The organism is Streptomyces sp. NPDC036815 (assembly GCF_055609205.1).
The window spans coordinates 18,646-45,274 of record NZ_JBVJPW010000001.1; the positions used below are offsets into that span (position 1 = coordinate 18,646).

Below are 26,629 nucleotides of genomic sequence, written 5' to 3' on the forward strand. Positions count from 1 at the left end.
GTCGCACACGGGTTCACACCGATGGCCCCGGGTGCAAGGCTGTGATCATGAGCCGCACCCTGATCGAACTCCTCCGGGAGGGCCTGCCGGCCGAGGCGGTCCTCACCGACCCGGACGTCACCTCCGCGTACGCGCACGACATGGCGAGCTTCTGCGACGCGGGCGCACCGGCCGTGGTGGTCCTGCCGCGCACCGTCGAGCAGGTCCAGCACGTCATGCGCACCGCCACCGAACTGCGCGTCCCGGTGGTCCCGCAGGGCGCCCGCACCGGCCTGTCCGGGGCCGCGAACGCGAGCGAGGGCTGCGTCGTCCTGTCCCTCGTCAAGATGGACCGCATCCTGGAGATCAGCCCCGTCGACCGCATCGCCGTCGTCGAACCGGGCGTCGTCAACGCCGCGCTCTCCCGCGCCGTCGGTGAACACGGCCTGTACTACCCGCCGGATCCCTCCAGTTGGGAGATGTGCACCATCGGCGGGAACATCGGCACCGCCGCCGGGGGCCTGTGCTGCGTGAAGTACGGGGTGACCGCCGAGTACGTCCTCGGCCTCGACGTCGTCCTCGCCGACGGGCGCCTCATGAGCACCGGGCGGCGCACCGCCAAGGGTGTCGCGGGGTACGACCTCACCCGGCTCTTCGTCGGCTCGGAGGGCAGCCTCGGCATCGTCGTCCGCGCCGTCCTCGCGCTCAAGCCCGAGCCGCCCCGACAGCTGGTCCTCGCCGCCGAGTTCCCCTCGACGCAGGCCGCGTGCGACGCCGTCTGCGCGATCATGGAGGGCGGCCACGTCCCGTCGCTCCTCGAACTGATGGACCGTACGACCGTGAAGGCGGTCAACGACCTGGCCCACATGGGCCTGCCCGAGACCACCGAGGCGCTGCTGCTCGCCGCCTTCGACACCGCCGACCCCGTCTCCGACCTGGCCGCCGTCGGCGCGCTCTGCGAGGCCGCCGGGGCCACCCAGGTCGTCCCGGCCGAGGACGCGGCGGAGTCCGAACTGCTGCTCCAGGCGCGGCGGTTGTCCCTCAGCGCGCTCGAAGCCGTCAAGGGCAGCACGATGATCGACGACGTGTGCGTGCCGCGCTCGCGCCTCGCGGACATGCTCGACGGCGTCGAGCGCATCGCCGAGAAGTACGGTCTGACCATCGGGGTCTGCGCGCACGCGGGCGACGGCAACACGCATCCCACCGTCTGCTTCGACGCGGCAGACCCCGACGAGAGCAGGCGCGCCCGCGAGTCCTTCGACGAGATCATGGCGCTCGGTCTCGAACTCGGCGGCACCATCACCGGCGAGCACGGCGTCGGGATCCTGAAGAAGGAGTGGCTGGCGCGCGAGCTCGGACCCGTGGGCGTGGAGATGCAGCAGGCCATCAAGGCGGCCTTCGACCCGCACGCACTCCTCAACCCGGGCAAGCTGCTCTGACTGTTCCGACTGTTCCGACTGTTCTGGCTGTCCTGGCTGCTTCTGGTCGCGCTCCGTGTTCGCCCCCGTGGCGGCGGAGCTCACTCACCGTCCTTGGACTCGTCCGAGGGCCACGGGTCGCGCAGCCACAGCTCGTCGGAGCGGCCCGATGCGGGTGCGAGCAGCTCGGCGAGGCCGTCGTCGATACCGAGCTGCTCGGCCTCAGAACCCGGCGGGACCACCCGCAGGGTGCGCTCCAGCCACGCGGACACGGCGGCGGCAGGCGCCTCCAGGAGCGCGTCGCCGTCCGGCGAGCTCAGCGCCATCAGGACGACGCTGCGGCCCTCGACCTTCGTCGGCCAGACCCGCACGTCACCGTGACCGCACGGCCTGAACACCCCCTCCACCAGGAGCTCGCGGGCGAACGTCCAGTTCACCGGGTGCTCGGAGCCGATGTGGAAGGTGATGTGGACGGCGTAGGGGTCGTCGGTGCGGTAGGCGAGGCGGGCCGGGACGGGGATGGCCCGTTCCGGCGAGAGGACGAGTTTGAGCTCCAGTTCGCGTTCCACCACGGAGTGCATGTCGATGCCCTTCCAATCCCTGTAGGGGCCCTGGGAGCGGACCCGTACGAGTGGAGAGCGCGGGATCCTCTGAGCATTACGCGGGTTCGGAAGAGTTTTCTCCGGACGGCGTCGCCGGGGTGTCCGTACGGGGGCGTGGACCACGCGGGGGATGTGTGGGGACCGTGCCCGGAAAGTGGTCCGTAGGGCGGGACCCGCCCGGTGGCACACGGAGGTCTGATAGATGTGTAGCCCCCAGAAGACCCCCGAGCAGATACGGGACGACGGACATGAGCGCCCCAACTCCGGCCCCAGGCGACGACCGGCCGCGCGAAGGCTACTACCCCGACCCGTCCATTCCCGGATATGTCCGGTACTGGAACGGTGCCGCCTGGGTGCCCGGTACGAGCCGTCCCGCGCCGTCCGACGGCGAGCCGCTGCCGGCCCCGCCCGGCGCGGGCGCCGACGCGGGCGCGCTGCCGCCCGCGGTGGAGGAGACGGGCCCGCACTTCTTCGACGAGGAGCCGCAGGCCGGTCGGGCCGACCCGGCCGGGCAGCACGGCGCACGGCCCGAGCCCGCCTCCGCCTGGGGAGCCGACGCGGGACGCCAGGCCGGTCTCGGCGGTGAGCAGGAGCACAAGGTGTCCTGGGGGCACCAGGGGCAGCCTGACCCGCGCGTGCCCGGCGAGGCGGCGCCCCGCGCGGAGGCCCCCGGCGGCCCCGAGAGCCCGGGAAGCGGCCGGCCGGAGGCGGGAAGCGGACGGCCGGAGCAGGGAGCCGAGGCCCCGAAGGCGGCCGACGCCCCCCGCGCGCCCGAGCCGCCGCACGAGGAGAGCAACCCCGGCACGGTCACCATCCGCGCCGTCGAGCCGGGCGCGTCCAAGCCGACCGCGGGCGAGGGCACGGTGACGTTCCGCCGGCCGACGGGGCCGGTGCGGCCCGCCGCGTCGCCCGGCACCGAAGGCACCATGTCGATCCGCGCGATCCGCCCCAAGTCCGCGCAGCGGGGCGGCCGGACCGCCGCCGCCGACCAGCCCTCCGTACCGCAGCAACCCCAGCCCCAGCCCCAGCCGCAGCCCCAGGCCCAAGCTCAGCCGCAGCCCCCCGTGCCGCAGCAGAGCGGCGTCCCCGGACCCGTCACCTCCGGGCCCGGCGGCGGCTCGCCCTCCTGGGCCCAGCAGGTGCACCAGCTCGCGCAGCCCGCGCCGGGCACCCCGCAGCAGGGCGAGGGAGACCCCGTCCTGCCGTGGAAGCCGGTCGCGGAGGACCCGTTCGCCGCGCTCGCCCGGTCCCAGGCCGCCGCCCGCCCCGCCGGACTCGGCAGGCGCCTCGCGGCCCGCCTGATCGACACCGTGGTCCTCGCCGCCGTCACCGGCGCCGTCGCGCTGCCGCTCGGCACCAAGGCCGCCGACCACGTCGACAGCAAGATCGACGCGGCGAAGCTCTCCGGCGAGAAGACCACGGTCTGGCTGCTCGACGGCACCACCGCCGGGTACCTCGGCATCGTCCTCGCCGTCCTGCTGCTCTTCGGCGTCGTCTACGAGGCGCTGCCCACCGCCAAGTGGGGCCGCACCCTGGGCAAGAAGGTGTGCGGCGTCCAGGTGCGCGACATCGAGGAGCACGAGAGCCCGGGCTTCGGGGCGGCGCTGCGGCGCTGGCTGGTGTACAGCGTGCCCGGCCTGCTGGTGGTCGGGGTCGTGGGCGTGCTGTGGTGCGTCTTCGACCGGCCGTGGCGCCAGTGCTGGCACGACAAGGCGGCGAACACCTTCGTCGCGGGGTGAGCGGGGCGGGAAGCGGGGCGGCGGCCGGGTAACCCGGTCGGCCGCTCGCCGGATGCGGAGCGGGGGCCGTCGCGGTCGACTCGGGCCATGAGCACCGAACCGCCGCAATACCCGCCCCCGGACGACGACCCGTTCAGGAAGCAGCCGCCGCACCAGCCCCCGGAGGGCGGCGGTTCCCCGTACGACACCCCGCCCCCCGGTGGCGGCGCGCCCTACGGAACCGAGCCGCCCGGCGGCGGCTCGCCCTACGGCACCCCGCCGCCGCCCTACGGCGGCGACCCGTACGGCGGTGGAGCCGGTGGCCACAACGGGCAGGATCCCCTCGCCGGAATGCCCCCGCTCGCCGACAGCGGCAAGCGGGTACTCGCCCGCATCATCGACATGATTCTGGTGGGCATCGTCGTCGCACTGCTGTCGTGGGCGTTCGGCACCGCGGAGTACGACATCGACCCGGACGATGTGAACACGGGCAAGTCGTTCGGCCAGTCCCTGCTGGCCGCCGTGCTCTACATCGCGTACGACACCTTCATGATCTCCAGGACCGGCCAGACGCTCGGCAAGAAGTGGCTGGGGATGCGGGTCGCGAACCTCAACGACGGGGCCACGCCCGGCATGCAGACCGCGCTCGCCCGCGCGGCCGTCCTGTGGCTGCCGTTCGCGTTCTGCTGCGCCTGCATCTGGACGGCCATCTGCGGCGGCTGGAGCTTCTTCGACAAGCCCTACAAGCAGGGCCTGCACGACAAGGCCGCGAAGACGGTGGTGGTCAGCGTCTGAAGCGTGCGGAACTCCCCGGTCACCCGGGGCAGGTGGCGCCCGGTTGCGGCGGCGGCACCCTCATCCGGCGGGCTCGTGACTCACGGGCCCGCCGGTTCGCGTACCGAGTCGGCGAGCACGGGGCGCTGCGCGGGGACGCGCTCCGCGGAGCGTTCCTCCGCGGGGGCGGCCGCGGGCACGGAGCGGGCGGCGGGCGCCGCGGGCTGTTTGGGCAACGGCACCGTCATGGCGACCAGTAAGCCGAGGCCGAGCGCGGCCAGGGCTATCACCGCGATGCCGACTCCCGTACCGGTCTGGGAGAGCAGCAGCATGGCGAGGGTCGAGAAGACGACGGTCACCGAACCGTAGGTGATCTGTGCGGTGGTCGGACGTGGCATGGGACGAGGCATGACGTGATCCGTCCTCGGCAGTGATCCCCCCACGTCTTGTGGACCATGGGGGCGGATGCGGATGTGGGAAGGACTTTGCGAATCAAAGGGGGCCCGACGGCGGCGACTTGGGATGTGTCGCCTCGCGCGGTGGCGCACCGTCGATTGACTCTATCGGCACCATGCCCGACGGGAACGGTTGGTAAGCGTGACCTAACCCACGGTGCCGGAGCACAGGGGGCGCACGGGTTCATGACGTCCACCAAGTGGACGGTGCGGCGCATCCGTCGGGCCGTCGCGTGAAGAGGTGCTCCGTGTCCGGATAGCGGTGCCCGGCGTCTGCATAGTGCACTTGGCCTGTTCAAGTCAAGGTCTGTCTTTTCTCCCGTACTTCCGGTCGAATGTCGTCACTTGTGACGCGTACATCGCGCGCGGACCTCCTCCGACCGGGAATTCGGTCCGCCAATTCTCGCGCGGGCGCGGGGGAGGACAGCATCAAGTGACAGTCAGAACACGGACGTTCAGAGCCACCGCGGTGGCCGTGGCGGTGGCCGCGGCCGCCGCGACGTACTCGGCCACGACGGCTTCGGCCGAGGACGGTGCCTCGGGCGGGGCGCCGTCCATCGACCGGCAGGACCCGTCGCGGCCCAAGGCCCAGGTCGACCACGACCTGGACGGCCCGTTCAGCAAGCAGCAGGCCCAGCAGCGCAAGGCCGCCCTGCAGCAGGTCGTCGCCGGTGACGCCAAGGTCCAGCGCAAGAGCGGTTCCCAGGTCGTCAAGCTCGACGACAAGAAGTACGTCGAGCTCGGCCGGGAGAAGACCGACAAGATCTTCACGATCCTGGTGGAGTTCGGGAACAAGGTCGACGACACGACCATGTACGACCCGGACGGCCCCGAGGGCCCGCAGCAGCCGGTCAAGAAGTACGGCGGCAAGGCAGGCCCCGCGCACAACAAGATAGCCAAGCCGGACCGTGCCAAGGACAACAGCACGGCCTGGCAGAAGGACTACAACAAGAAGCACTTCCAGGACCTGTACTTCGGCAAGGGCAAGGACGCGAACGGCAAGGCCAAGCACTCGCTGAAGACCTACTACGAGAAGACCTCCTCGGGCCGTTACTCGGTCGACGGCGAGGTCTCCGACTGGGTCAAGGTCGACTACAACGAGGCCCGCTACGGCTCGAACTACTGCGGCGACACCAACTGCCCGAACGTCTGGGACGCGGTCAAGGACGGCGTGACCGCCTGGGCCAAGGACCAGAAGGCCAAGGGCCGCACGGACGAGCAGATCAAGGCGGACCTGGCCAAGTACGACCTCTGGGACCGCTACGACTTCGACGGCGACGGCAACTTCAACGAGCCCGACGGGTACATCGACCACTTCCAGCTCGTGCACGCGGGCGAGGACGAGTCGGCCGGCGGCGGCGCCCAGGGCGAGAACGCCCTGTGGGCGCACCGCTGGTACGCGTACGGCAACGACGCGGGCAAGACCGGCCCGGGCGACAACAAGGCCGGTGGCACCCAGATCGGCGACACGGGCATCTGGGTCGGCGACTACACGATGCAGCCGGAGAACGGCGGCCTCGGCGTCTTCGCCCACGAGTACGGCCACGACCTGGGCCTGCCCGACCTGTACGACACCTCGGGCAAGGGCGACAACTCCGTCGGCTTCTGGTCGCTGATGTCGGCCGGTTCCTGGCTCGGCACCGGCAAGGAAGCCATCGGCGACATGCCGGGCGACATGACCGCCTGGGACAAGTTCCAGCTGGGCTGGCTCGACTACGCCAAGGCCAAGGCCGCGACGACGTCGGAGCACAAGCTGGGCGTCTCCGAGTACAACACCCGGCACCGCCAGGCGCTCGTCGTCGACCTGCCGAAGAAGGCCGTCACCACCAGCGTCGCCAAGCCCGCCGAGGGCTCGAAGCAGTGGTGGAGCGACCAGGGCGACAACCTCAAGAACACCCTGACGCGCTCCGTCGACCTGACCGGCAAGTCCAAGGCCGAGCTCTCGCTGCAGGGTTGGTGGGACATCGAGGCCAACTACGACTACCTCTACACCGAGGTCTCGACGGACAACGGCGCCAACTGGACGCCGGTGGACGGCACCGCGGACGGCAAGCCGATCACCCGTGACGCCGGCGACAAGCCCGCGTTGACCGGTGCTTCGGGCGCGTACAAGAAGCTGGTCTTCCCGCTCGACGCCTACGCGGGCAAGAAGATCGACGTCCGCTTCCGCTACGCCACGGACGGCGGCGCGGGCGGCAAGGGCTTCGCGGCCGACGCGCTCGCGATCACCGCGGACGGCGCCAAGCTGTTCGAGGACGGCGCCGAGGGCGACGACAACGGCTGGACGGCGAAGGGCTTTTCGCGCATCGGCGAGTCCTTCACCAAGAAGTACGACCAGTACTACCTCGCCGAGAACCGCCAGTACGTCTCGTACGACAAGACCCTCGAGGTCGGCCCGTACAACTTCGGTTCCAAGGTCCGCCCCAGCTGGGTCGAGCACTACCCGTACCAGACCGGCCTCATGGTCTGGCAGTGGGACACCTCGCAGAAGGACAACAACACGAGCGCCCACCCCGGCTCGGGTCTGATCCTTCCGGTCGACGCCCACGCCAAGCCGCTGAAGTGGAAGGACGGCACGGTGCTGCGCAACAAGATCCAGCCGTTCGACGCGCCCTTCAGCAAGTTCGCGACGGACACGTTCACGCTCCACAACGCGGACGTCGCGCTGAAGATCAAGTCCCAGAAGGGCGTCCCGGTCTTCGACGACCACAAGGGCACCTACTGGTACAAGGAGAACCCCACCGGAAGTGTGAAGGTCACTGACACCAACACTCAGATCAAGATCATCAAGCAGCCGAAGGATGGCTCCTCGATCACGGTCCAGGTGGGCCCCTCCACGAAGTAATTAGCGTTTTCGCAGGTCAAACCATGATCGGCCGTCGCCCCCTAGCGGGCGGCGGCCGATCGTGTTTAGGTGCGTGCTGTGGATTTCTTATTGACGCGGGGCCCGGACCGGGGTCTCGTGCGACGTCTCACGGGGGTGTGACCCAGCATGTCCGCAGGAGGTTTCTGCAAGCTGCCGAACGGCAGCGTGGTCGTGGCGCTGACCCTGCCGAGCCCGTCGCCGGGCGGCGGCACGGTCAGGATGATCGTGCACGCCGTGAACCGGGCGAGGGCCCTGACGCGGCTGCGGAACCTGGGCATGCGGGCGGTGTACCTGCGCGGCAACGCGGAGCCGCCGACCCCTGACGAGGTCACGGCCGTCCTGCACCATCCGGACGGCCTGATATGGCGTGCGGCGCCGGACACGCTGAACGAGCTGTGGCATCCGATCAGGGCGCTGCGTCGACAGAGCCGGGGCGCGGTGCCGTTCTGAGGGCCCTCCTGCGGCCGCGGGTCGGACGTGGCTGGTCGCGCAGTTCCCCGCGCCCCTCAGCGGCACCTTCGGTCGGGCGGCGAGGAGGACCACTCAGGGGCGCGGGGAACCGCGCGACCAGCCCCCACCGGGCCGCAGGTCACACGACGGGCCGCAGGTCACACGACGGCCCGCAGGTCACACGACGGGCTTGCCCGTGAGCTCCACCCCGGCCGAGTCGAGCTCGGCGATCGCCGCCTCCGTGGTCGCCCCGCCGACCCCCGCGGTGAGGTCCAGCAGGACGGTGGTCCCGAACCCCTCACGCACCGCGTCCAGCGCCGTGGCCCGCACGCAGTGGTCCGTGGCGATGCCCACCACGTCGACCTCGGTGATCTCCCGCTCCCGCAGCCACTGCGCCAGGGAGAGCCCGTTCTCGTCGACGCCCTCGAAGCCGCTGTACGCCGCCGAGTGGGCTCCCTTCGAGAACACCGCGTCGATCGCGCCGGAGGCGACCGCGGGCGCGAAGTTCGGGTGGAAGCCGATGCCCTCCGTGCCGGCCACGCAGTGCGGCGGCCAGGAGTCCACGTAGTCGGGGTGGTCGGAGAAGTGGGCGCCGGGGTCGACGTGGTGGTCGCGGGTGGCCACGACGTGGCGGTAGCCCGCCGGGGCCTGGCCGATCAGCTCGGTGATCCCGGCGGCCACGTCCGCGCCGCCGGCCACCGCGAGGCTGCCGCCTTCGCAGAAGTCGTTCTGCACGTCTACGACGATCAGGGCGCGGCGCATGAGGGGTGTCCTTCGGCTCGGCAGGCGGGGGCAGCGGGGACTCGGCCGGATGAACCGAGCGTAGAGACTTGACGTCCGTTGCGGGAGGGGGCGTCCGTCCGGCGGACCGGTGCGCGCCCCGCTCCCCGCCCGGGCGTCAGACGTACTCCGTCGGGATGACCGCCTCGCCGCGCGACAGCTGCGTCGCCGAGAGGGGCAGTCCGCCGCGCGCGGCGGCGTGCCGGTCGCGGACCGTGTCCAGCGGCTCGCGGGCCACCACCTCGCCGCCCTTGACCAGCTCGACCAGGAGCTGGCGGTCGGCCAGCGCCGTCGGCACGGGCCCGGTGCCGACGACCTCGGCCTCGGCCACCCCGTACGCGTCGTTCCTGCGCGCCGCCCACTTGCGGCCGCCGAGCGAGGACTTGGCGCCGAGCGACTTCTTCGCCACCGGCTCCAGCGGGGCCTTCGGGTCCGCCGAGTGGGCACGGGCCACCAGTTTGTAGACCATCGAGCAGGTGGGGTGCCCCGAGCCGGTGACCAGCTGGGTGCCCACGCCGTACGCGTCCACGGGGGCCGCGGCGAGCGAGGCGATGGCGTACTCGTCGAGGTCGGAGGTGACGACGATCTTCGTCCTGGTCGCGCCGAGCTCGTCCAGCTGCTGCCGCACCCGGTGGGCGACGAGCAGCAGGTCGCCGGAGTCGATGCGGACGGCGCCGAGCTCGGGCCCGGCGACCTCGACGGCGGTGCGGACCGCCTCCGTCACGTCGTACGTGTCGACGAGCAGCGTGGTGCCGGGGCCGAGCGAGTCGACCTGGGCCTGGAAGGCGTCGCGTTCGTTGTCGTGCAGCAGGGTGAAGGCGTGGGCGCTGGTGCCGACGGTCGGGATGTCGTAGCGGAAGCCGGCGGCCAGGTCGGAGGTGGTCGCGAAGCCGCCGACGTACGCGGCGCGGGACGCGGCCACGGCGGCCAGCTCGTGGGTGCGCCGGGCGCCCATCTCGATCAGCGGGCGGTCGCCGGCGGCGGAGGACATCCGGGAGGCGGCGGCCGCGATGGCCGAGTCGTGGTTGAGGATGGAGAGGATCACGGTCTCCAGGAGCACGCACTCCGCGAAGGAGCCCTCGACCCGCAGGATCGGCGAGCCGGGGAAGTAGACCTCGCCCTCGGGGTAGCCCCAGATGTCGCCGCTGAAGCGGTATCCGGCCAGCCATTCGAGGGTCGCCTCGTCGACGATGCCGCGCTCGCGCAGGAAGCCGAGGACGTCGGCGTCGAAGCGGAAGTTCTCCACGGCGTCCAGGACCCGGCCGGTACCGGCCACCACGCCGTAGCGCCGGCCCTCGGGGAGTCTGCGGGTGAAGACCTCGAAGACCGAACGCCGGTCGCCGGTCCCCGCCTTCAGCGCGGCCTGCAACATCGTCAGCTCGTACTGGTCCGTGAAGAGCGCTGTCGACGGAACATCCACCGGCAGGCCAAGGTCCGCTGTGTTCATACGAAGGATGCTACCCCCTATCTCGTCACTCTGACGATTTCACGAGGCGCGCGGCAGGCCATTTGTGCGAGGGGCTCCGCGGGGTGGCAGCATGGACCGGGTGAGTACGGCTCCCGCAGAAATCACCCGCCCGGATTCGGCCGAAGAGGCGCTCGTCGTCCCCGAACCGGACGTCCCCTGGATCACGCTCGTGCACAACGACCCGGTCAATCTGATGAGTTACGTGACGTATGTCTTCCAGACGTACTTCGGGTACTCGAAGGACAAGGCCACCAAGTTGATGATGGACGTGCACCAGAAGGGGCGCGCCGTCGTCTCCAGTGGCACCCGTGAGGAGATGGAGCGCGACGTGCAGGCCATGCACGGCTACGGCCTCTGGGCCACCCTTCAGCAGGACCGCAAGTAGCGGCCCGCCCGCGTACGGACCGGAAGCAGCGACGCATCTGATGCCAGGACAATTCGAACCGATCCCGGGAGGCGGCGCCGCCGTCGCGCTCGACGAGGTCGAGATCTCGATCATCCGTTCCCTCGCCGTGCAGCTCCTCGAGCTGATCGGCCCGGGGCCGGGCGGCGAGGTCTCCGACGACCCCCTCGCGGAGCTCTTCGCCGAGGGGCCCAGCGAGCCGCCCGCCGATCCGGTGATGAAGCGCCTGCTGCCCGACGCGTACGGCGGTCCGGGGAGCGAGCAGGGGCCGGGCGACCCCGAGGAGACGCGGGCGTACTCGGCGGAGTTCCGCCGGTTCACGGAGAACGACCTGCGGGCCAAGAAGCGCGACGACGCGCTGGTCGTGATCCGTTCGCTGGACGCGATGACCGGGTCGGGCGACGGCGGAGCTGTCCTGAAACTGTCGGTCGAGGAGTCCCAGCACTGGCTGGGAGCCCTCAACGATCTCCGGCTCGCGATCGGCACCCGCCTGGAGGTCACCGACGAGGACGACGCCGATCTGCTCTACCGCCTCCCCGACACCGACCCCCGCAAGCCGATGGTGATGGCCTATCTCTGGCTGGGCGGGCTGCAGGAAACGCTGGTCGGAACGTTGCTGGACTGATTCCGGGCGAAAATCGGTGCAGATGGCAGCGAAATTTGTTGTAGTAGACAGGTTCTGTTCACCGGGCGGGCCGTTCGCTCAGCGGATGCTCAAATCCGGATAACGATCGCGTCAAGGCGTTGCCCTCCTTTGCGGTGTCAAGGGCGCTTTGTCCGCTTCTTCCTGTGGTGTGCGCCACAGGTGGCTCATTCCCTCACTGTTGCCACCGTGATAAATCTTCACGACCGCTCGGTGACGCCACCCATGTCGCCGAGGGCGCTTCAGCCGGCAGACCGCCGGTAGCACTCCATCCATATCCGGGGGGATCAGGACCTGATCCGCAGCCACAACGCAGATGAGCGGGCGCGGATCAGCATGGAGAAAGGCGTCACCATGACCTCAGTGCAGGTCGAAGAGCACCACGACGAGCACGGCGGCAGTGGGGTCGTGCAGGGTTCGTCCGGCGAGGGCGAGGGGTATCAGCGCGGGCTCGGAGCCCGGCAGATCCAGATGATCGCGATCGGCGGTGCCATCGGCACCGGCCTGTTCCTCGGCGCGGGCAAGGCCATCCACAAGGCGGGCCCCAGCCTCATCCTGGCGTACGCCATCGCGGGCCTCGTCATCTTCTTCATCATGCGGGCGCTCGGCGAGCTCCTCATGTACCGGCCCGTGTCCGGCTCCTTCTCGGAGTACGCACGCGAGTTCATGGGCCCGTTCTTCGGATTCGTGACCGGCTGGACGTACTGGCTCTTCTGGGTCGTCACCGGCATCACGGAAGTGACCGCGGCCGCCCAGTACATGCAGTACTGGACCCACGACTCCTTCCCGCAATGGGCCTACGCGCTGGTCTTCACGGTCATCCTGTACGGCGCGAACCTCATCTCCGTGAAGCTCTTCGGTGAGCTGGAGTTCTGGTTCTCGATGGTCAAGGTCACCGCCATCATCGGCATGATCCTGATCTGCGTCGGCATCCTCACCATCGGCTTCTCCGACGCCGGGGACACCGCGTCGGTGACCCACCTCTGGGACGAGGGCGGCTTCTTCCCGAACGGCATCGGCTCCACGCTGATGACCCTGCAGATCGTGATGTTCGCCTTCCTCGCCGTCGAGCTGGTCGGCGTCACCGCGGGTGAGTCCAAGGACCCCAAGACCGTCCTGCCCAAGGCGATCAACACCGTGCCGTGGCGCATCGCCGTCTTCTACGTCGGCGCGCTGATCATGATCCTGTCGGTCGTGCCGTGGACCTCCTTCAAGCCGGGCGTCTCGCCGTTCGTGAAGGCCTTCGAGGAGATGGGTCTCGGCGTCGGCGCCGCCATCGTGAACTTCGTGGTCCTCACCGCCGCCCTCTCCTCCTGCAACTCCGGCATGTACTCCACCGGCCGCATGCTGCGCGACCTGGCGCTCAACGGCCAGGGCCCGAAGTTCTTCACCAAGCTCACGAAGAACGGCCTGCCGCTGACCGGCACCACCGTCTCGGCCGCCTTCATGCTCGTCGGCGTCTGGATCAACTACCAGTGGCCGGGCGAGGCGTTCAACTACGTCGTCTCCTTCGCCACCATCTCCGGCATGTGGGCCTGGATCATGATCCTGGCCTGCCAGATCCGCTACCGCCGCAAGGCCGACCGCGGCGAGCTGCCGCAGTCCACCTTCCGCGCCCCCGGTGCCCCCTTCACCAGCTGGTTCGCCCTGCTCTTCATCGGCATGGTCATCGTGATGATGGGCGTCGACAAGGACGCGCGGATCTCGCTGTACGCCGCTCCGGTCTGGGCCGCGATCCTCACGGTCTCCTACCTGGTCCTCAAGAGCCGCAACCCGGAGGCCGCGGCCTTCAACCGGCAGAAGGTCGGCGTCTCCGACTCCGTCGAGAAGGACTGACCCGCACCGGAAGGGCTGAGGCTCCCCAAGGCCCCTGTCCAGCATTCGGGCCCGCCCGTACCACACTTCGGTACGGTGCGGGCCCTCTGCTTATCCTGACTCCCATGCTGACCATCACCCAGGCCCTCCACGACCAGATCGTCGCGCACGCGCGCCAGGACCACCCCGACGAGGCCTGCGGTGTGGTCGCGGGTCCGGCGGGCACCGGCCGCCCCGAGCGCTTCATCCCGATGCTGAACGCGGCCCGCTCGCCCACGTTCTACGAGTTCGACTCGGGCGACCTCCTCAAGCTCTACCGCGACATGGACGACCGCGACGAGGAGCCGGTGATCGTCTACCACTCGCACACCGCGACCGAGGCCTACCCCTCGCGCACCGACATCACCTACGCCAACGAGCCCGGCGCGCACTACGTCCTGGTCTCCACGGCGGACACCGACGGCGCGGGCCCCTTCCAGTTCCGCTCCTACCGGATCGTGGAAGGCGTGGTCACCGAGGAAGAGGTGCAGGTCGTCGAGGCATACTGACCCCGACCACCCTTGAGGCGGCAGGAGCCAGGAAGCCGGTGCGAACCCGGCACGGTCCCGCCACTGTGACCCCGTCCCTCCGGCCGATACCGGCCGGGGCGGGGGAGTCAGGAACTGACCTGCCGCCTTTCTCCACGCAACGCAGGGGACGCGGAAATCCCCTGGAGGAGGCAGCTCAGCCATGTCCCGCCGCCACACCGGCATACGCGCACTCGCCGCGGCCGCCCTGCTCGTCCCGCTCGCCGCATGCTCCTCGCCCGGCCCGGACGGAGACACGAAGCCCGCCGCCAAGGCCGCCGGATTCCCGTACACCGTCACCAACTGCGGTGTGCGGACGACGTACGACGCGCCCCCGAAGCGCGCCGTCACCATGAATCAGCACGCCACCGAGGTGATGCTCGAACTCGGCCTCGGCGACAGACTCGTGGGCACCGCCTACCTCGACGACAGGGTCCTGCCCGCGTACGAGAAGGCGTACGAGGCAATCCCGGTGCTCGCCAAGGAGTACCCCTCCTACGAGAAGCTGCTCGCCGCCGACCCGGACTACGTGTACGGCGGCTACGCGAGCGCCTTCCTCGCCGGTGACGGCCGCAGCCGGGCGGCCCTCGCCAAGTCCGGCATCGACAGCCGCCTCAACGTCGAGGGCTGCGCCGAGCACCCCGTCTCCATGGACGACGTCTACCGCGAGGTCCGCGAGGTCGGCGCCACGTTCGGGGTGCGGGCCCGCGCCGACCAGTGGATCAACGGTGCCCGCCGCGAACTGGCCGCCACCGCCGCCAAGTCCACGTCCCGGGGCAAGAAGGCCCGCTCCGTCTTCGTCTACGACAGCGGTGACAAGACCGCGTTCACGGCGGGCGGCCGGGGCATCGGCAACGACATCATCGAACGGGCGGGCGGCCACAACGTCTTCGCCGACGTCGACAAGTCCTTCAGCGACGCGTCCTGGGAGAAGGTCGTCGAGCGCGCGCCCGAGACCATCCTGATCCTCGACTACGGCGCCACGACGGTCGCCCAGAAGAAGAAGCGCCTCCTCGACGACCCGGCCCTCCAGGACATTCCGGCCATCAAGAACAAGAGCTTCGCGGTCCTGCCCCTGTCGGACGTGGTCACCGGCGTACGAGCACCGGAGGCGGTGAGGAAACTGGCGGCGCAGCTGTGATCCAGCCCGTCCGGCGTTCGAGGACGAGCCCGCAGGGCGACAGACGGCACGCAAGGGGACGGCGCCTCATCGTCCTGGCGGTACTCACGGCCGCCCTGGCGGGAGCGATACTCGCCGGGCTGGCCCTGGGCTCGGTGCGGATCCCCCCGGCGCAGGTCATGGACATCCTCACGGGGAGGGCGGAACCCTCCCCGTTCCGCACGATCGTCCTCGACGTCAGACTCCCCAGGGTCCTGCTCGGCGCAGCCGTCGGCGCGGGACTGGCCGTTATCGGCACCGTCCTCCAGGCCCTCGTCCGCAACCCCCTCGCCGACCCGTTCCTGCTCGGCGTCTCCTCGGGCGCCTCCGTCGGCGCGGTCTGCGCCATCGTGCTCGGCAGCGTCTTCGGGCTCGGCGCCGCCCTGTCGACCACCGTCACGATCCCGGCCGCCGCCTTCGCGGGCGCCCTGATCTCGCTGGTCCTCGTCTATGCCCTGGCCAGAAGCGGCGGCGGCTTCGCCACCGGCCGCCTGATCCTCGCGGGCGTCGCCGTCTCGTACATCCTGTCCGCGCTGACCAGCCTCATCCTGGTCACCGCCGACAGCGCGGACCACCTCAAGGAGGTCATGTACTGGACGCTCGGCGGCCTCGGCAGCGCCCGCTGGGACATGCTCGCCCTGCCCTGCGCCACGCTGGTCGTCGGCACGGCCCTCCTGATGGCCATGGCCCGCCCCCTCGACCTGCTCCTCGCCGGGGAGGAGGGCGCCACCGTCCTCGGCCTGGACGCCGCCCGCTTCCGCGTCGGCGTCTTCGTGCTCGCCTCGCTCCTCACCGGCGTCCTGGTCGCCTACAGCGGGGCCATCGGCTTCGTCGGCCTGATGGTCCCGCACGCCGCCCGCATGCTGGTCGGCGCCGCCCACCGCGCGCTGCTGCCGGTCGTCGCGCTGATGGGCGCGGTCTTCCTGGTCGTCGCCGACCTCGCCGCGCGCACCGTCGCCGCGCCGCAGGACATCCCCGTGGGCGTGCTCACCGCGCTGACCGGTGGCCCGTTCTTCCTGTGGCTGCTGCGGCGGCGCAACGAAGGAGTACCGGTATGACCCACCCGCCCCGGCCCGTCGGCGCACTGCGCACCGAAGAGCTCTCGTACGAGGTGGCCGGGCGCCTCCTCGTCGACGCCGTCGACCTCACCGCCGCCCCCGGCGAGACCGTCGGCGTCGTCGGTCCCAACGGCAGCGGCAAGACGACGCTGCTGCGCTGCGTGTACGGCACCCTGCGCCCCACCGGCGGCCGCGCCCTCCTCGACGGCGACGACCTGCACACGCTCACCCCGAAGGCCCGCGCCCGCCGCCTCGCCACGGTCCCGCAGGACGGGCAAGCGGCGTTCGAGCTGACCGTCCGGCAGGTGGTCGCCATGGGCCGCTCCCCGCACAAGCGGTTCTGGGAGGCGGACACGGCGGCCGACGAGGAACTCGTCACGGCGGCGCTCGCCCGGGTCGGCGTCGAGGAGCTCGCCCACCGCACCTTCCCCTCGCTCTCCGGCGGCGAGCGCCAGCGCGCCCTGGTGGCCCGCGCCCTGGTGCAGCAGCCCACCCTCGTCGTCCTCGACGAGCCCACCAACCACCTGGACATCCGCTACCAGCTCGACATCCTCTCCTTCGTGCGGGGCCTGGGCACGACGAACCTCCTGGCCCTGCACGACCTGAACCTCGCCGCGTACTACTGCGACCGCCTCTACGTCCTGGACGGCGGCCGCCTCGTCGCCTCCGGGACGCCGAAGGAGGTCCTCACCGCCGAGCTGCTCGCCGCCGTCTACGGCGTGACCGCCGAGGTCGGCATCCATCCACTGACCGGCGCCCCGACCGTCGTCTATCTGCCGCCGCCCGCATCCTGAACAGATTCCGTCCACCAGTCGAGATCACATTCCGGGATCCGGACCGGGAATCGATACGATGACCGCATGGTTCCCCACGACGTGAGCGAAAAGACGCCGGGCGCACTGCTCGTTGCGCGGCTGCACGTCGATCTGTGCCGCCTCGCCAGCGCGATCTGTACCCGCTGAACCGTGCCGCCACAGGCCGTGGGCCGCGGCGCCGCACCCCGTACACCCACGTACCACCGGGCACCACCGCCAGCACAGCGCAGCCGCGCGCCCACCACCCGCACTTCTCGATCCCCGACAGGAGCCCCAGCATGGCCATCGAGGTCCGCATCCCGACCATCCTCCGCACCTACACCGACGGCGAGAAGGCCGTCCAGGGCAGCGGGGACACCCTCGCCGCGCTCTTCGCCGACCTCGACTCGCGCCACCAGGGCATCGCCGAGCGGATCGTCGACGACGGCAAGCTGCGCCGCTTCGTGAACGTGTACCTCAACGACGAGGACGTCCGGTTCCTCGACGGCATCTCCACGAAGCTCTCCGACGGCGACAACGTCACGATCCTGCCGGCCGTCGCCGGCGGCATGGTCTAGGCCCGAACCCGGATGCCTCGCTACGACTCCCCGCTCGCCGCGGTCGGCAACACGCCGCTCGTCCGCCTGCCGCGGCTCTCGCCCTCGGACGAGGTCCGCGTCTGGGCCAAGCTGGAGGACCGCAACCCGACCGGTTCCATCAAGGACCGGCCCGCCCTCCACATGGTCGAACAGGCCGAGAAGGACGGCCGGTTGACGCCCGGCTGCACGATCCTGGAGCCGACCTCCGGCAACACCGGCATCTCGCTCGCCATGGCGGCCAGGCTCAAGGGCTACCGCATCGTGTGCGTCATGCCGGAGAACACCTCCCAGGAGCGGCGCGACCTGCTCGCCATGTGGGGCGCCGAGATCGTCTCCTCCCCGGCGGCCGGCGGCTCCAACACGGCCGTACGCGTCGCCAAGGAGCTCGCCGCCGAGCACCCGGACTGGGTCATGCTCTACCAGTACGGCAACCCGGACAACGCGGGCGCCCACTACGCGACGACGGGACCGGAGATCCTCACCGACCTCCCGTCCATCACCCACTTCGTGGCCGGTCTGGGCACCACCGGCACGCTCATGGGGGTCGGCCGCTACCTGCGCGAGCACAAGCCCGACGTCAAGATCGTCGCCGCCGAGCCGCGCTACGACGACCTCGTCTACGGCCTGCGCAACCTCGACGAGGGCTTCGTTCCCGAGCTGTACGACGCCTCGGTCCTGACCACCCGCTTCTCCGTCGGCTCCGCCGACGCCGTCACCCGGACCCGGGAACTCCTTCAGCAGGAGGGCATCTTCGCGGGCGTCTCCACGGGGGCCGCGCTGCACGCGGCGATCGGGGTCGGCAGGAAGGCGGTCAAGGCGGGGGAGTCCGCCGACATCGTCTTCGTCGTCGCCGACGGCGGATGGAAGTACCTGTCGACCGGCGTCTACACCGCGGCCACCACGGAAGCGGCGATCGAGACGTTGCACGGTCAGCTGTGGGCGTAGGCGCGGGCTGAGCGGTGCAGGAGGGGCTGGGGCTGGGACACGAACCAGCCCCTTCGGCATGTGAGGAACGGGGTCCGGGACGGAGGCCCGGGGACGGCGCGCCGGGGGCGGCCGGGGCTACCCGGCCAGATACCTCACCTGATCCCACACCACCGGATCCACCACCCCGGCCCGGCGCCGGAACTCCGCCAGCGGGACGTCCCGCAGTTCGTCCGGCTCCAGGAAGCTCGGGCGGCCCCGGGCGTCGCCCACCGCGCCGGGCGGCAGAGTGATCACGCCCGCCCGCTCGTCGTGGTACTTGCTCGTGATCTTCGCTACGCGGGCGCTCCTGCCGTGCACGGACAGGACCAGGCAGGGCCGGTCCTTGCCGCCCGGGCCGTCCTCGTACGGGACCCGCGCCCACCAGATCTCCGCAGGCCGGGGCGCGGGCAGCCGGCGGCGGGGGCCCCGCGGCGGGCGGGTCCCGCCCGGCGGCCGGGAGCTGGACACCCGAGGTCCGCGCCCCCAGCCGTCCACCAGTGTGACGACGAGCGCGAGTACCACCACGGCGGCCAGCGCCAGCCACCAGGACGTGTCCATGGGGTCGACGGTACCGGCGCGCACGCCCCGCCGCCCACCGCGCCCCGAGCGCCCCAAGAGACCCCCGAACCGGTGACAGTGCAGGTGAGTTCCCCCACAACGGCCCGCGACGGAGGAGCGACCAGGGCTTTTGCGCCTTACGCTCGACGCACCGCTCACCACTCCCCAGCTCTCCTGCCAGCGCGGAGGTTCCAGCTTCATGAAGCTCACCGTCGTCGGCTGCTCGGGGTCGTTTCCGTCCGCGGATTCGGCCTGTTCGAGCTACCTCGTCGAGGCCGACGGCTTCCGGTTGCTGCTCGACATGGGCAACGGCGCCCTCGGCGAGCTGCAGCGCCACATCGGTCTGTACGACCTCGACGCGATCTTCCTCAGCCATCTGCACGCCGATCACTGCATCGACATGTGCGCGTACTTCGTCGCGCGCTACTACCGGCACGAGGGCGGCCGCTGCGCCCCCATCCCGGTCTTCGGCCCCGAGGGCACCGAGCAGCGTCTGACCACCGCGTACGCCGACACGCCCTCCGCCTCCTCGATGAGCGAGGTCTTCGACTTCCACACGGTCAAGCCCGCCTCGTTCGACATCGGCCCGTTCGCCGTACGCACCGAGAAGATGTGCCACCCCGTCGAGGCGTACGCCATCCGCGTCGAGCACGCCGGGAGGTCCCTCACGTACTCCGGGGACACCGGCCCCTGCGCCGCCCTGGACGAACTCGCCGCCGGCAGCGACCTCTTCCTGTGCGAGGCCGCCTTCACGCACGGCAAGGAGAACATCCCGGACCTGCACCTGAACGGCCGCGAGGCGGGCGAGTCCGCCCGGCGCGCCGGTGCGGGAAGGCTGCTGCTCACGCACATCCCGCCGTGGACGGACCCCCGGACGAACCTCGCCGACGCCCGCGCGGTCTACGCGGGCCCGACCGGCCTCGCGGAGCCCGGCGCGACGTACGAGATCTAGGGCCTTTCGTTCGGCTCGGGCCGGGCCGTCGCCGTACGCCGGTACCCGCGGCCGCCCAGCGCCATCCGGTTCCACGTGTGGCGGCGGCCGCGGATCGCCACCGAGTAGTCGTACATGACCTCCGGGTCGCACATCCCCGGCAGGAACGAGTCCCCGAAGTGGTGGGCGTCGACGCCCACCTCCTTCGCCGTCAGGGCGAGTTGGGGCACCACGTTCGCGTGCGACCCCTCCTGGCTGGTGCCGATCGCGCCCATCACCACCGCGCCCGCGTCCTGCACGGCCGCCACCGCCCGCGCGGCCAGCTCCTTGGTGACGCCCGGCAGCGTGCCCGGCAGGGGCATGACGACACCATCGGCGCCCGCGTCCACCAGCGACGTCAGCCGGTCCACCGTGAGCCGCTCCGGGTGGCCCGCGTGGTGCATCTTGCCGCTCCACAGCGCCACGTCGTCGCCGAGCCCGGCGCGCAGCTCCTCGGTGACCCGCGCCAGCCCCTCGTACGAGCCGCCCGTGCCCGGGTTCGCCGTCAGACAGAGCATCGCCGCGCCCATGTCGACCAGGCGCTTGGCGTACTCGGGCGTGGCGCGGCGGATCTCGGGGACGTCACCGGGCTCCAGGTTGATGCCGACGGGGCGGCCGATGTACGCGGCGAGGTCGGCGATGGAGGTGAACGTGCCGAGGCCCGGCAGGTCGAGGCGCTCGCCGTCCCAGGCGCGCTCGATGAGGTTCAGTACGACGAGGTCGGCGCCGAAGGCCGCGACGAGCTCGGCGTTGTGGACGCCCGGCATGCCCGGCACCGGGACCAGGGCGGCGCGGTCGGCGAAGACCTCGGCGACCATGGTGCGGCCCTCGGCGGCGGCCACGGAGGCGGTCAGGGCGCGGCCGCGCAGGGCGGCGAGGCGCTCGCGGCCGAGGTCGAGGATGCGGGGGGTCTGCTGCTCGTCGCTCATGCCCCGACCGTATGCCGCCGGGCACGGCGAAGCCCCTCGCCATTGGTACCGACGGCGAGGGGCTTACGTCACTGGGATGCGGCGGAGGCTACTTGCCCTCGGCCTTCTGGAGCTCGGCGAGCTCCTCGTCGGACTCGCGGCCCGGCGTCGGGAGGTTGAACTTGGTGATCGCGAAGCGGAAGACCACGTAGTAGACCGCCGCGAAGCAGAGGCCGACCAGGGCGAGGCCCCACGGGTTCTTCGCGATGCCGAGGTTCAGCAGGAAGTCGACCGCGCCTGCCGAGAAGCCGAAGCCGTCCTTCATGCCGAGCGCCCAGGTCAGCGCCATGGAGACACCGGTGAGCACCGCGTGGATCGCGTACAGGACCGGCGCGATGAACATGAAGGTGAACTCGATCGGCTCGGTCACACCGGTCACGAACGCGGTGGCCGCGAGGGAGAACATCATGCCGCCGACGACCTTGCGGCGCTCGGGACGGGCGCAGTGCACGATCGCGAGGCAGGCGGCCGGGAGGGCGAACATCATGATCGGGAAGAAGCCGGTCATGAACTGGCCCGCGCTCGGGTCGTGGTGCAGGAAGCGCGCGATGTCGCCGTGGTAGTCCACGCCGCCGTCGGTGTGGGTGCCCGCCTGGAACCACGGGAAGGAGTTCAGGAGGTGGTGCATGCCGACGGGGATCAGCGCGCGGTTGGCGACACCGAAGACACCCGCGCCGACGGCGCCCGAACCGACCAGCCACTCACTGAAGTTGTGGATGCCGGTGCCGAGGACCGGCCAGATCAGACCGAAGACGATGCCCGCGACCAGACCCGCGAAGGCGGACAGGATCGGGACGAGACGGCGGCCGCCGAAGAAGCCGGCCCAGTCGGGCAGCTTGGTCCGGTAGAACTTCTGGTAGAGCAGGGCGACGATGATGCCCATGACCACGCCGCCGAGCACACCGGCGTTCACCGGCGCCTCGTTCATGACTATCTTGCCGTCCGCGACGGAGGCGACCTTCGGCAGGTTCTTGTCCGTGAAGGTGGCGAGCACCTTCTGGAAGACCAGGTAGCCGGTGACGGCCGCGAGGGCCGTCGAGCCGTCCGACTTCTTCGCGAAGCCGATCGCGATGCCGACGCAGAACAGCAGCGCCATGTTGTCGAGCAGCGCGCCGCCGCCCGCCGCCATGTAGCTCGCGAGCTTGTTGATGAAGGTCGGGAAGGACTCCTTGCCGAGCATGTCGTCCTGGCCGAAACGGACCAGGAGGGCTGCGGCGGGCAGCACGGCGACCGGCAGCATGAGGCTGCGGCCGATGCGCTGCATGACAGCCATCACGCCGGCGCCCTTCTTCTTGTCGGCCGCAGGAGCGGAACTGGCCGTGGACACAACTTCCTCCAGTGGGCAAGGCGCCGCCTGGGGACAGGTAAGTGGGGGACGGCGGCGTCTCCGGGGGACGCGGCGAGAAGGCCGCGTGGTCTACACCAATTAGTGGTGTAGACCTGTTGTAGCACGGTGAAGGTGACGTAAGGAACCCGCGATTCCTGTGGGCTCGGCCATATCCGGATATGACAGACGAAAGACCCCCGGACCGAGGGTCCGAGGGCCGGTAAGCGGAACGCGAGGAGCTTCCTCGCTCGGGAAGTTACGCCTTCGTCTGCTCCCTGTCCAAAGCCTCTGCTTCCTCCTCCGGTTCACGTCCGGGGGTGTGCAGATCGAACTTCGTGATGACGAAGCGGAATAGCGCGTAGTACACGACGGCGAAGCACAGTCCGATCGGGATGATCAGCCATGGCTTGGTCGCGAGACTCCAGTTGATGACGTAGTCGATCAGCCCCGCCGAGAAGCTGAAGCCGTCCTTCACGCCCAGCGCCCACGTCACCGCCATCGACACACCGGTGAGCACCGCGTGGATCGCGTACAGCAGGGGCGCGATGAAGAGGAACGAGTACTCGATCGGCTCGGTGATGCCCGTGACGAACGACGTCAGGCCGACCGAGAGCATCAGGCCGCCGACCACCTTGCGGCGCTCCGGGCGCGCGCAGTGCGTGATCGCGAGGGCCGCCGCGGGCAGCGCGAACATCATGATCGGGAAGAAGCCCGAGGTGAACTGGCCCGCCGTCGGGTCGCCCGCGAGGAACCGGTTGATGTCGCCGTGCACCATCGTGCCGTCCGGCTTCGTGTAGTCGCCGAACTGGAACCAGACGAAGGTGTTCAGGAACTGGTGCAGGCCGACCGTGAGCAGCGCGCGGTTGGCGACGCCGAAGATGCCCGAGCCCAGCCAGCCGAGATCGACGAGCCACTTGGAGAAGCTGGTCAGCGCGTCGCCGACGGGCGGCCAGATCCACACGCAGAGGCCTGCGAAGACCAGGCCGACGAAGGCCATGATGATCGGCACCAGGCGGCGGCCGTTGAAGAAGCCGAGCCAGTCCACCAGCTTCACCCGGTGGTAGCGCTGCCAGAACCAGGCGGCGAGCAGCCCCATCACGATGCCGCCGAAGACCCCGGGATTCTGGTACGCGGCCTGCGCGACCGTCCCGTCCTCGGCCACGCACACCCCGCTCCACATGCCCGCCGCGCCGAACGTGGTGTCCTGCGGGCAGTCGTCGGGGAAGGCGCGGAGCACCGCGTAGTAGACGAGGAAGCCCGTGACCGCCGCGAGCGCCGTGGAGCCGTCCGCCTTCTTCGCCATGCCGATCGCGACGCCGATGCAGAACAGCAGCGGCAGGCCGAGCGTGGAGTCGAGCAGCGAACCGCCCGCCGCCGCGAAGACCTTGGCCACGTTCGTCCAGCCCAGACCGTCCTCGCCGAACACGTCGGGCTGCCCGAGCCGGTTCAGGATGCCCGCGGCGGGCAGGACCGCGATGGGCAGCTGAAGGCTGCGGCCCATCTTCTGCAGACCCTGGAACAGGCCGTTCCACCACTTCTTCTGCGGCACCGCTGCGGCTGGGGAACTCATCGGCGTCCCTCCCGGAACAAGCCAGGTTTGGCGGTCGTTGAAAACTGGTGTAGACCAGTTGCGGAACGGTGGGAGTGCCGTCCGGTGAGGGACGGCACCTTGATCGTCATCATTGGGTACGACTGCCGTAACCGCCCGCGAAGATGGTCCAACCGTGCGTTACCGTGACAAAGCGGTCCGACGGTGGGTCGAACGCCGCGACGTTGGCTGCACCCCCGGGAGCGACCCCGGACCCCCCAGCCGTGAGAACAACAGGGAGAACACCATGGCCAGCAAGGCTGAGAAGATCGTTGCCGGGCTCGGCGGCATCGACAACATCGAAGAGGTCGAGGGCTGCATCACCCGCCTCCGCACCGAGGTCAAGGACCCCGCCCTGGTCGACGACGCCGCGCTGAAGGCCGCCGGCGCCCACGGCGTCGTCAAGATGGGCACCGCGATCCAGGTCGTCATCGGCACCGACGCCGACCCGATCGCCGCGGACATCGAAGACATGATGTGAGTTCCTGAACTCACGGTCCGAGGGGCCCCGACCTGCTCGCAGGACGGGGCCCCTCCGCGCGGGCGATCCAGCCCGTCCGGCGTTCGAGGGCGAGCGCGAAGCGCGACAGGGGGGAGCCGGGGGCGCAGCCCCACGGCCGAATCCGCCCCCGCCCAAACGCTAGGCTCACCGCATGTCCTCAACGCCCCGCATCGACGGCCGCACCCCCGAACAGCTCCGCCCCGTCACCATCGAACGCGGCTGGAGCAAGCACGCCGAGGGCTCCGTCCTCATCTCCTTCGGCGACACCAAGGTCTTCTGCACCGCCTCCGTCACCGAAGGCGTCCCGCGCTGGCGCAAGGGCAGCGGCGAGGGCTGGGTCACCGCCGAGTACTCGATGCTGCCCCGCTCCACCAACACCCGCGGCGACCGCGAAGCCGTCCGCGGCAAGATCGGCGGCCGCACCCACGAGATCAGCCGCCTCATCGGCCGCTCGCTCCGCGCCGTCGTCGACTACAAGGCACTCGGCGAGAACACCATCGTCCTGGACTGCGACGTCCTCCAGGCCGACGGCGGCACCCGCACCGCCGCCATCACCGGTGCCTACGTCGCCCTCGCCGACGCCGTCACCTGGGCCCAGGGCAAGAAGCTGATCAAGCACGGCCGCCAGCCCCTCACCGGCACCGTCAGCGCCGTCTCCGTCGGCATCGTCGGCGGCGTACCGCTCCTCGACCTCTGCTACGAGGAGGACGTCAGGGCCGACACCGACATGAACGTCGTCTGCACCGGCGACGGCCGCTTCGTCGAGGTCCAGGGCACCGCCGAGGCCGAGCCCTTCGCCCGCAAGGAGCTCAACGCCCTCCTCGACCTCGCCGTCGGCGGCTGCGAGGACCTCGCCACCTTCCAGCGCGAGGCGCTCGAAGCGACGCGCTGACCAACTGGGGTACGGCAGGCAACCAACCACCCCTCGACGGACGTTATTACGAGTACGGGCGCACGGGCAGAACCGCGCGTCCGTACGCACCCGGGGAGGGACCGAACCATGGCCGCGCGCCACCGTCGTATCGCCACCGCCGTCGTCACGGCACTGATCGTCATCCCGGCCGGCGCCGGCCTCGTCGGCTGCGACGCCGTCTCCAAGGCCCTGGACTGCGTCCAGACCGCGGACACCATCGCCGACAGCGTCACCGACCTCCAGCAGGCCGTCGAGAACGCGGGCGACAACCCCGCCGAGGCGGACCGCGCCCTCGACGACATCGGCAAGAACCTCGACAAGATCGACGAGAAGACCGACGACACCGACGTGAGCAAGGCCGTCGACGACCTCGACAAGGCCGTCGACAACGTCCGCCGGTCGATCAGGAACGGGGACGCCACCCCCGACGTCGGCCCGATCACCGACGCGGCGGGCGAACTCACCAAGGTCTGCACGCCGTGACGGACGCGGTCGGCTCCCCGGGATACTGGGGGGCATGACCCGCCTCATCCTCGCCACCCGCAACGCCGGCAAGATCACGGAACTGAACGCCATCCTCGCCGACGCGGGCCTCGCCCACGAACTCGTCGGCGCGGACGCCTACCCGGAGATCCCCGACGTCAAGGAAACCGGCGTCACCTTCGCCGAGAACGCCCTCCTCAAGGCCCACGCCCTCGCCAGGGCCACCGGCCTGCCCGCCGTCGCCGACGACTCCGGCCTCTGCGTCGACGTCCTCGGCGGGGCCCCCGGCATCTTCTCCGCCCGCTGGGCCGGCCGCCACGGCGACGACCGGGCCAACCTCGACCTGCTCCTCGCCCAGCTCGGCGACATCGCCGCGGAACACCGCGCGGCCCACTTCGCCTGCGCGGCGGCCCTCGCCCTCCCCGACGGCACGGAACGCGTGGTGGAAGGCCGCCTGAGCGGCGTACTCCGCACCGCCCCCGCGGGCACGGGCGGCTTCGGCTACGACCCGATCCTCCAGCCGGAGGGCGAGTCGCGCACGTGCGCGGAACTCTCCGCCGCGGAGAAGAACGCGATCAGCCACCGGGGGAAGGCGTTCCGGGGGTTGGTGCCGGTGGTGCGGGAGTTGTTGGGCTGACGCGAACGGGCCGCGGGGCCGGTCGTTGGCGGACCGGCCCCGCGGCCCGTTGAAGGTGCGGCCGGTGGGACTCGAACCCACACGGGTGTTAACCCACTGGGACCTAAACCCAGCATGACTGCCAAATTCCATCACGGCCGCTCAAAAACGGTCACACGGTCTGACCGGCG

At 70.6% G+C, this 26,629-nt stretch carries 28 protein-coding genes, 1 tRNA gene and 1 riboswitch; of the genes, 20 read left to right on the top strand and 9 right to left on the bottom strand.

Annotated elements, in window-relative coordinates:
* Positions 1-47 precede the first annotated feature (47 nt).
* Positions 48-1,418, top strand: coding sequence for an FAD-binding oxidoreductase (locus ACZ69I_RS00110; RefSeq protein WP_470829756.1), 1,371 nt, complete (start codon positions 48-50; stop codon positions 1,416-1,418).
* An 80-nt stretch (positions 1,419-1,498) separates the two neighbouring features.
* On the opposite strand, the gene ACZ69I_RS00115 is transcribed toward ACZ69I_RS00110, so the two are convergent.
* Complete coding sequence (locus ACZ69I_RS00115; RefSeq protein WP_467669936.1) at positions 1,499-1,978, bottom strand: SsgA family sporulation/cell division regulator; 480 nt, start codon at positions 1,976-1,978, stop codon at positions 1,499-1,501.
* 269 nt (positions 1,979-2,247) lie between these two features.
* Between ACZ69I_RS00115 and ACZ69I_RS00120 the strand changes: the two genes are divergently transcribed.
* Together ACZ69I_RS00120 and ACZ69I_RS00125 are read left to right on the top strand one after the other, a co-directional pair.
* Positions 2,248-3,738 carry an RDD family protein gene (locus ACZ69I_RS00120; RefSeq protein WP_470829757.1) on the top strand — a complete coding sequence of 497 codons (1,491 nt, stop codon included), beginning with the start codon at positions 2,248-2,250 and terminating at the stop codon, positions 3,736-3,738.
* Positions 3,739-3,825: 87 nt separating this feature from the next.
* Entirely contained in the window at positions 3,826-4,512 is a 687-nt protein-coding gene (locus tag ACZ69I_RS00125) for an RDD family protein (RefSeq protein WP_467669932.1), read from the top strand.
* Positions 4,513-4,592: 80 nt separating this feature from the next.
* On the opposite strand, the gene ACZ69I_RS00130 is transcribed toward ACZ69I_RS00125, so the two are convergent.
* A complete protein-coding gene (locus tag ACZ69I_RS00130) occupies positions 4,593-4,889 on the bottom strand; it encodes a hypothetical protein (RefSeq protein ID WP_467669930.1) in 297 nt (98 codons plus the stop codon).
* A 490-nt stretch (positions 4,890-5,379) separates the two neighbouring features.
* Between ACZ69I_RS00130 and ACZ69I_RS00135 the strand changes: the two genes are divergently transcribed.
* Together ACZ69I_RS00135 and ACZ69I_RS00140 are read left to right on the top strand one after the other, a co-directional pair.
* Positions 5,380-7,791 carry an immune inhibitor A domain-containing protein gene (locus ACZ69I_RS00135; protein ID WP_470829758.1) on the top strand — a complete coding sequence of 804 codons (2,412 nt, stop codon included), beginning with the start codon at positions 5,380-5,382 and terminating at the stop codon, positions 7,789-7,791.
* Between the two features lie 147 nt (positions 7,792-7,938).
* A complete protein-coding gene (locus ACZ69I_RS00140; protein WP_470829759.1) occupies positions 7,939-8,262 on the top strand; it encodes a hypothetical protein in 324 nt (107 codons plus the stop codon).
* A 177-nt stretch (positions 8,263-8,439) separates the two neighbouring features.
* Here the strand turns inward: ACZ69I_RS00140 and ACZ69I_RS00145 are convergent, their stop codons facing one another.
* Positions 8,440-9,024, bottom strand: coding sequence for an isochorismatase family protein (locus tag ACZ69I_RS00145; RefSeq protein WP_467669924.1), 585 nt, complete (start codon positions 9,022-9,024; stop codon positions 8,440-8,442).
* Positions 9,025-9,160: 136 nt separating this feature from the next.
* Entirely contained in the window at positions 9,161-10,489 is a 1,329-nt protein-coding gene (locus ACZ69I_RS00150; RefSeq protein ID WP_467669922.1) for a nicotinate phosphoribosyltransferase, read from the bottom strand.
* A 91-nt stretch (positions 10,490-10,580) separates the two neighbouring features.
* Here ACZ69I_RS00150 and clpS point away from each other — a divergent pair, with 91 nt between their 5' ends.
* From clpS to ACZ69I_RS00200, 10 genes are all read left to right on the top strand, one after another.
* The gene (clpS, locus tag ACZ69I_RS00155) at positions 10,581-10,895 is read left to right on the top strand and encodes an ATP-dependent Clp protease adapter ClpS (protein WP_467669920.1); all 315 of its coding nucleotides are present in this window, start codon (positions 10,581-10,583) and stop codon (positions 10,893-10,895) included.
* 40 nt (positions 10,896-10,935) lie between these two features.
* A complete protein-coding gene (locus tag ACZ69I_RS00160; protein ID WP_467669918.1) occupies positions 10,936-11,538 on the top strand; it encodes a DUF2017 domain-containing protein in 603 nt (200 codons plus the stop codon).
* A gap of 372 nt (positions 11,539-11,910) precedes the next feature.
* Entirely contained in the window at positions 11,911-13,392 is a 1,482-nt protein-coding gene (locus ACZ69I_RS00165) for an amino acid permease (RefSeq protein WP_467669916.1), read from the top strand.
* 104 nt (positions 13,393-13,496) lie between these two features.
* Positions 13,497-13,919 (top strand): M67 family metallopeptidase, encoded by a 423-nt coding sequence (locus ACZ69I_RS00170; protein ID WP_467669914.1) that lies wholly within the window; start codon positions 13,497-13,499, stop codon positions 13,917-13,919.
* Between the two features lie 5 nt (positions 13,920-13,924).
* Positions 13,925-14,056: riboswitch (cobalamin riboswitch) on the top strand.
* A 44-nt stretch (positions 14,057-14,100) separates the two neighbouring features.
* Positions 14,101-15,078: an ABC transporter substrate-binding protein gene (locus ACZ69I_RS00175; protein WP_470829762.1), complete on the top strand. Its 978-nt coding sequence runs from the start codon at positions 14,101-14,103 to the stop codon at positions 15,076-15,078.
* A 68-nt stretch (positions 15,079-15,146) separates the two neighbouring features.
* Positions 15,147-16,154, top strand: a complete 1,008-nt coding sequence (locus ACZ69I_RS00180; protein ID WP_470830622.1) for a FecCD family ABC transporter permease — start codon at positions 15,147-15,149, stop codon at positions 16,152-16,154.
* The gene (locus ACZ69I_RS00185) at positions 16,151-16,948 is read left to right on the top strand and encodes an ABC transporter ATP-binding protein (RefSeq protein ID WP_470829763.1); all 798 of its coding nucleotides are present in this window, start codon (positions 16,151-16,153) and stop codon (positions 16,946-16,948) included. Before ACZ69I_RS00180 ends, ACZ69I_RS00185 begins: the two co-directional genes overlap by 4 nt.
* A 66-nt stretch (positions 16,949-17,014) precedes the next feature.
* Positions 17,015-17,116 carry a putative leader peptide gene (locus tag ACZ69I_RS00190; RefSeq protein WP_361723968.1) on the top strand — a complete coding sequence of 34 codons (102 nt, stop codon included), beginning with the start codon at positions 17,015-17,017 and terminating at the stop codon, positions 17,114-17,116.
* 131 nt (positions 17,117-17,247) lie between these two features.
* The gene (locus tag ACZ69I_RS00195) at positions 17,248-17,526 is read left to right on the top strand and encodes a MoaD/ThiS family protein (RefSeq protein ID WP_467669908.1); all 279 of its coding nucleotides are present in this window, start codon (positions 17,248-17,250) and stop codon (positions 17,524-17,526) included.
* Positions 17,527-17,538: 12 nt separating this feature from the next.
* Positions 17,539-18,492 (top strand): PLP-dependent cysteine synthase family protein, encoded by a 954-nt coding sequence (locus ACZ69I_RS00200; RefSeq protein WP_470829766.1) that lies wholly within the window; start codon positions 17,539-17,541, stop codon positions 18,490-18,492.
* 117 nt (positions 18,493-18,609) lie between these two features.
* Here the strand turns inward: ACZ69I_RS00200 and ACZ69I_RS00205 are convergent, their stop codons facing one another.
* A complete protein-coding gene (locus tag ACZ69I_RS00205; protein WP_467669904.1) occupies positions 18,610-19,071 on the bottom strand; it encodes a type II toxin-antitoxin system PemK/MazF family toxin in 462 nt (153 codons plus the stop codon).
* Between the two features lie 199 nt (positions 19,072-19,270).
* Here ACZ69I_RS00205 and ACZ69I_RS00210 point away from each other — a divergent pair, with 199 nt between their 5' ends.
* The gene (locus ACZ69I_RS00210) at positions 19,271-20,023 is read left to right on the top strand and encodes an MBL fold metallo-hydrolase (protein WP_467669902.1); all 753 of its coding nucleotides are present in this window, start codon (positions 19,271-19,273) and stop codon (positions 20,021-20,023) included.
* Here ACZ69I_RS00210 and ACZ69I_RS00215 read toward each other — a convergent pair.
* From ACZ69I_RS00215 to ACZ69I_RS00225, 3 genes are all read right to left on the bottom strand, one after another.
* Positions 20,020-20,970: a DUF7916 family protein gene (locus ACZ69I_RS00215; RefSeq protein ID WP_470829767.1), complete on the bottom strand. Its 951-nt coding sequence runs from the start codon at positions 20,968-20,970 to the stop codon at positions 20,020-20,022. The two genes, ACZ69I_RS00210 and ACZ69I_RS00215, sit on opposite strands and share 4 nt — an antisense overlap.
* Positions 20,971-21,058: 88 nt before the next feature.
* On the bottom strand, positions 21,059-22,336 hold the full coding sequence (locus tag ACZ69I_RS00220; protein WP_467669898.1) for a PTS transporter subunit EIIC: 1,278 nt from the start codon (positions 22,334-22,336) through the stop codon (positions 21,059-21,061).
* A 256-nt stretch (positions 22,337-22,592) separates the two neighbouring features.
* On the bottom strand, positions 22,593-23,906 hold the full coding sequence (locus ACZ69I_RS00225; RefSeq protein WP_467669896.1) for a PTS transporter subunit EIIC: 1,314 nt from the start codon (positions 23,904-23,906) through the stop codon (positions 22,593-22,595).
* A gap of 154 nt (positions 23,907-24,060) precedes the next feature.
* Between ACZ69I_RS00225 and ACZ69I_RS00230 the strand changes: the two genes are divergently transcribed.
* The 4 genes from ACZ69I_RS00230 (at position 24,061) to rdgB (ending at position 26,459) form a co-directional block, all read left to right on the top strand.
* Positions 24,061-24,405, top strand: coding sequence for a PTS sugar transporter subunit IIB (locus ACZ69I_RS00230; RefSeq protein ID WP_470829768.1), 345 nt, complete (start codon positions 24,061-24,063; stop codon positions 24,403-24,405).
* A 172-nt stretch (positions 24,406-24,577) separates the two neighbouring features.
* Positions 24,578-25,318: a ribonuclease PH gene (gene rph / locus ACZ69I_RS00235; RefSeq protein WP_467669892.1), complete on the top strand. Its 741-nt coding sequence runs from the start codon at positions 24,578-24,580 to the stop codon at positions 25,316-25,318.
* A gap of 108 nt (positions 25,319-25,426) precedes the next feature.
* Positions 25,427-25,822: a hypothetical protein gene (locus tag ACZ69I_RS00240; protein WP_467669890.1), complete on the top strand. Its 396-nt coding sequence runs from the start codon at positions 25,427-25,429 to the stop codon at positions 25,820-25,822.
* Positions 25,823-25,856: 34 nt separating this feature from the next.
* The gene (gene rdgB / locus ACZ69I_RS00245) at positions 25,857-26,459 is read left to right on the top strand and encodes an RdgB/HAM1 family non-canonical purine NTP pyrophosphatase (protein WP_467669888.1); all 603 of its coding nucleotides are present in this window, start codon (positions 25,857-25,859) and stop codon (positions 26,457-26,459) included.
* A 56-nt stretch (positions 26,460-26,515) separates the two neighbouring features.
* Here rdgB and ACZ69I_RS00250 read toward each other — a convergent pair.
* Positions 26,516-26,600 (bottom strand) — tRNA-Leu (locus ACZ69I_RS00250).
* Between the last annotated feature and the right edge of the window lie 29 nt (positions 26,601-26,629).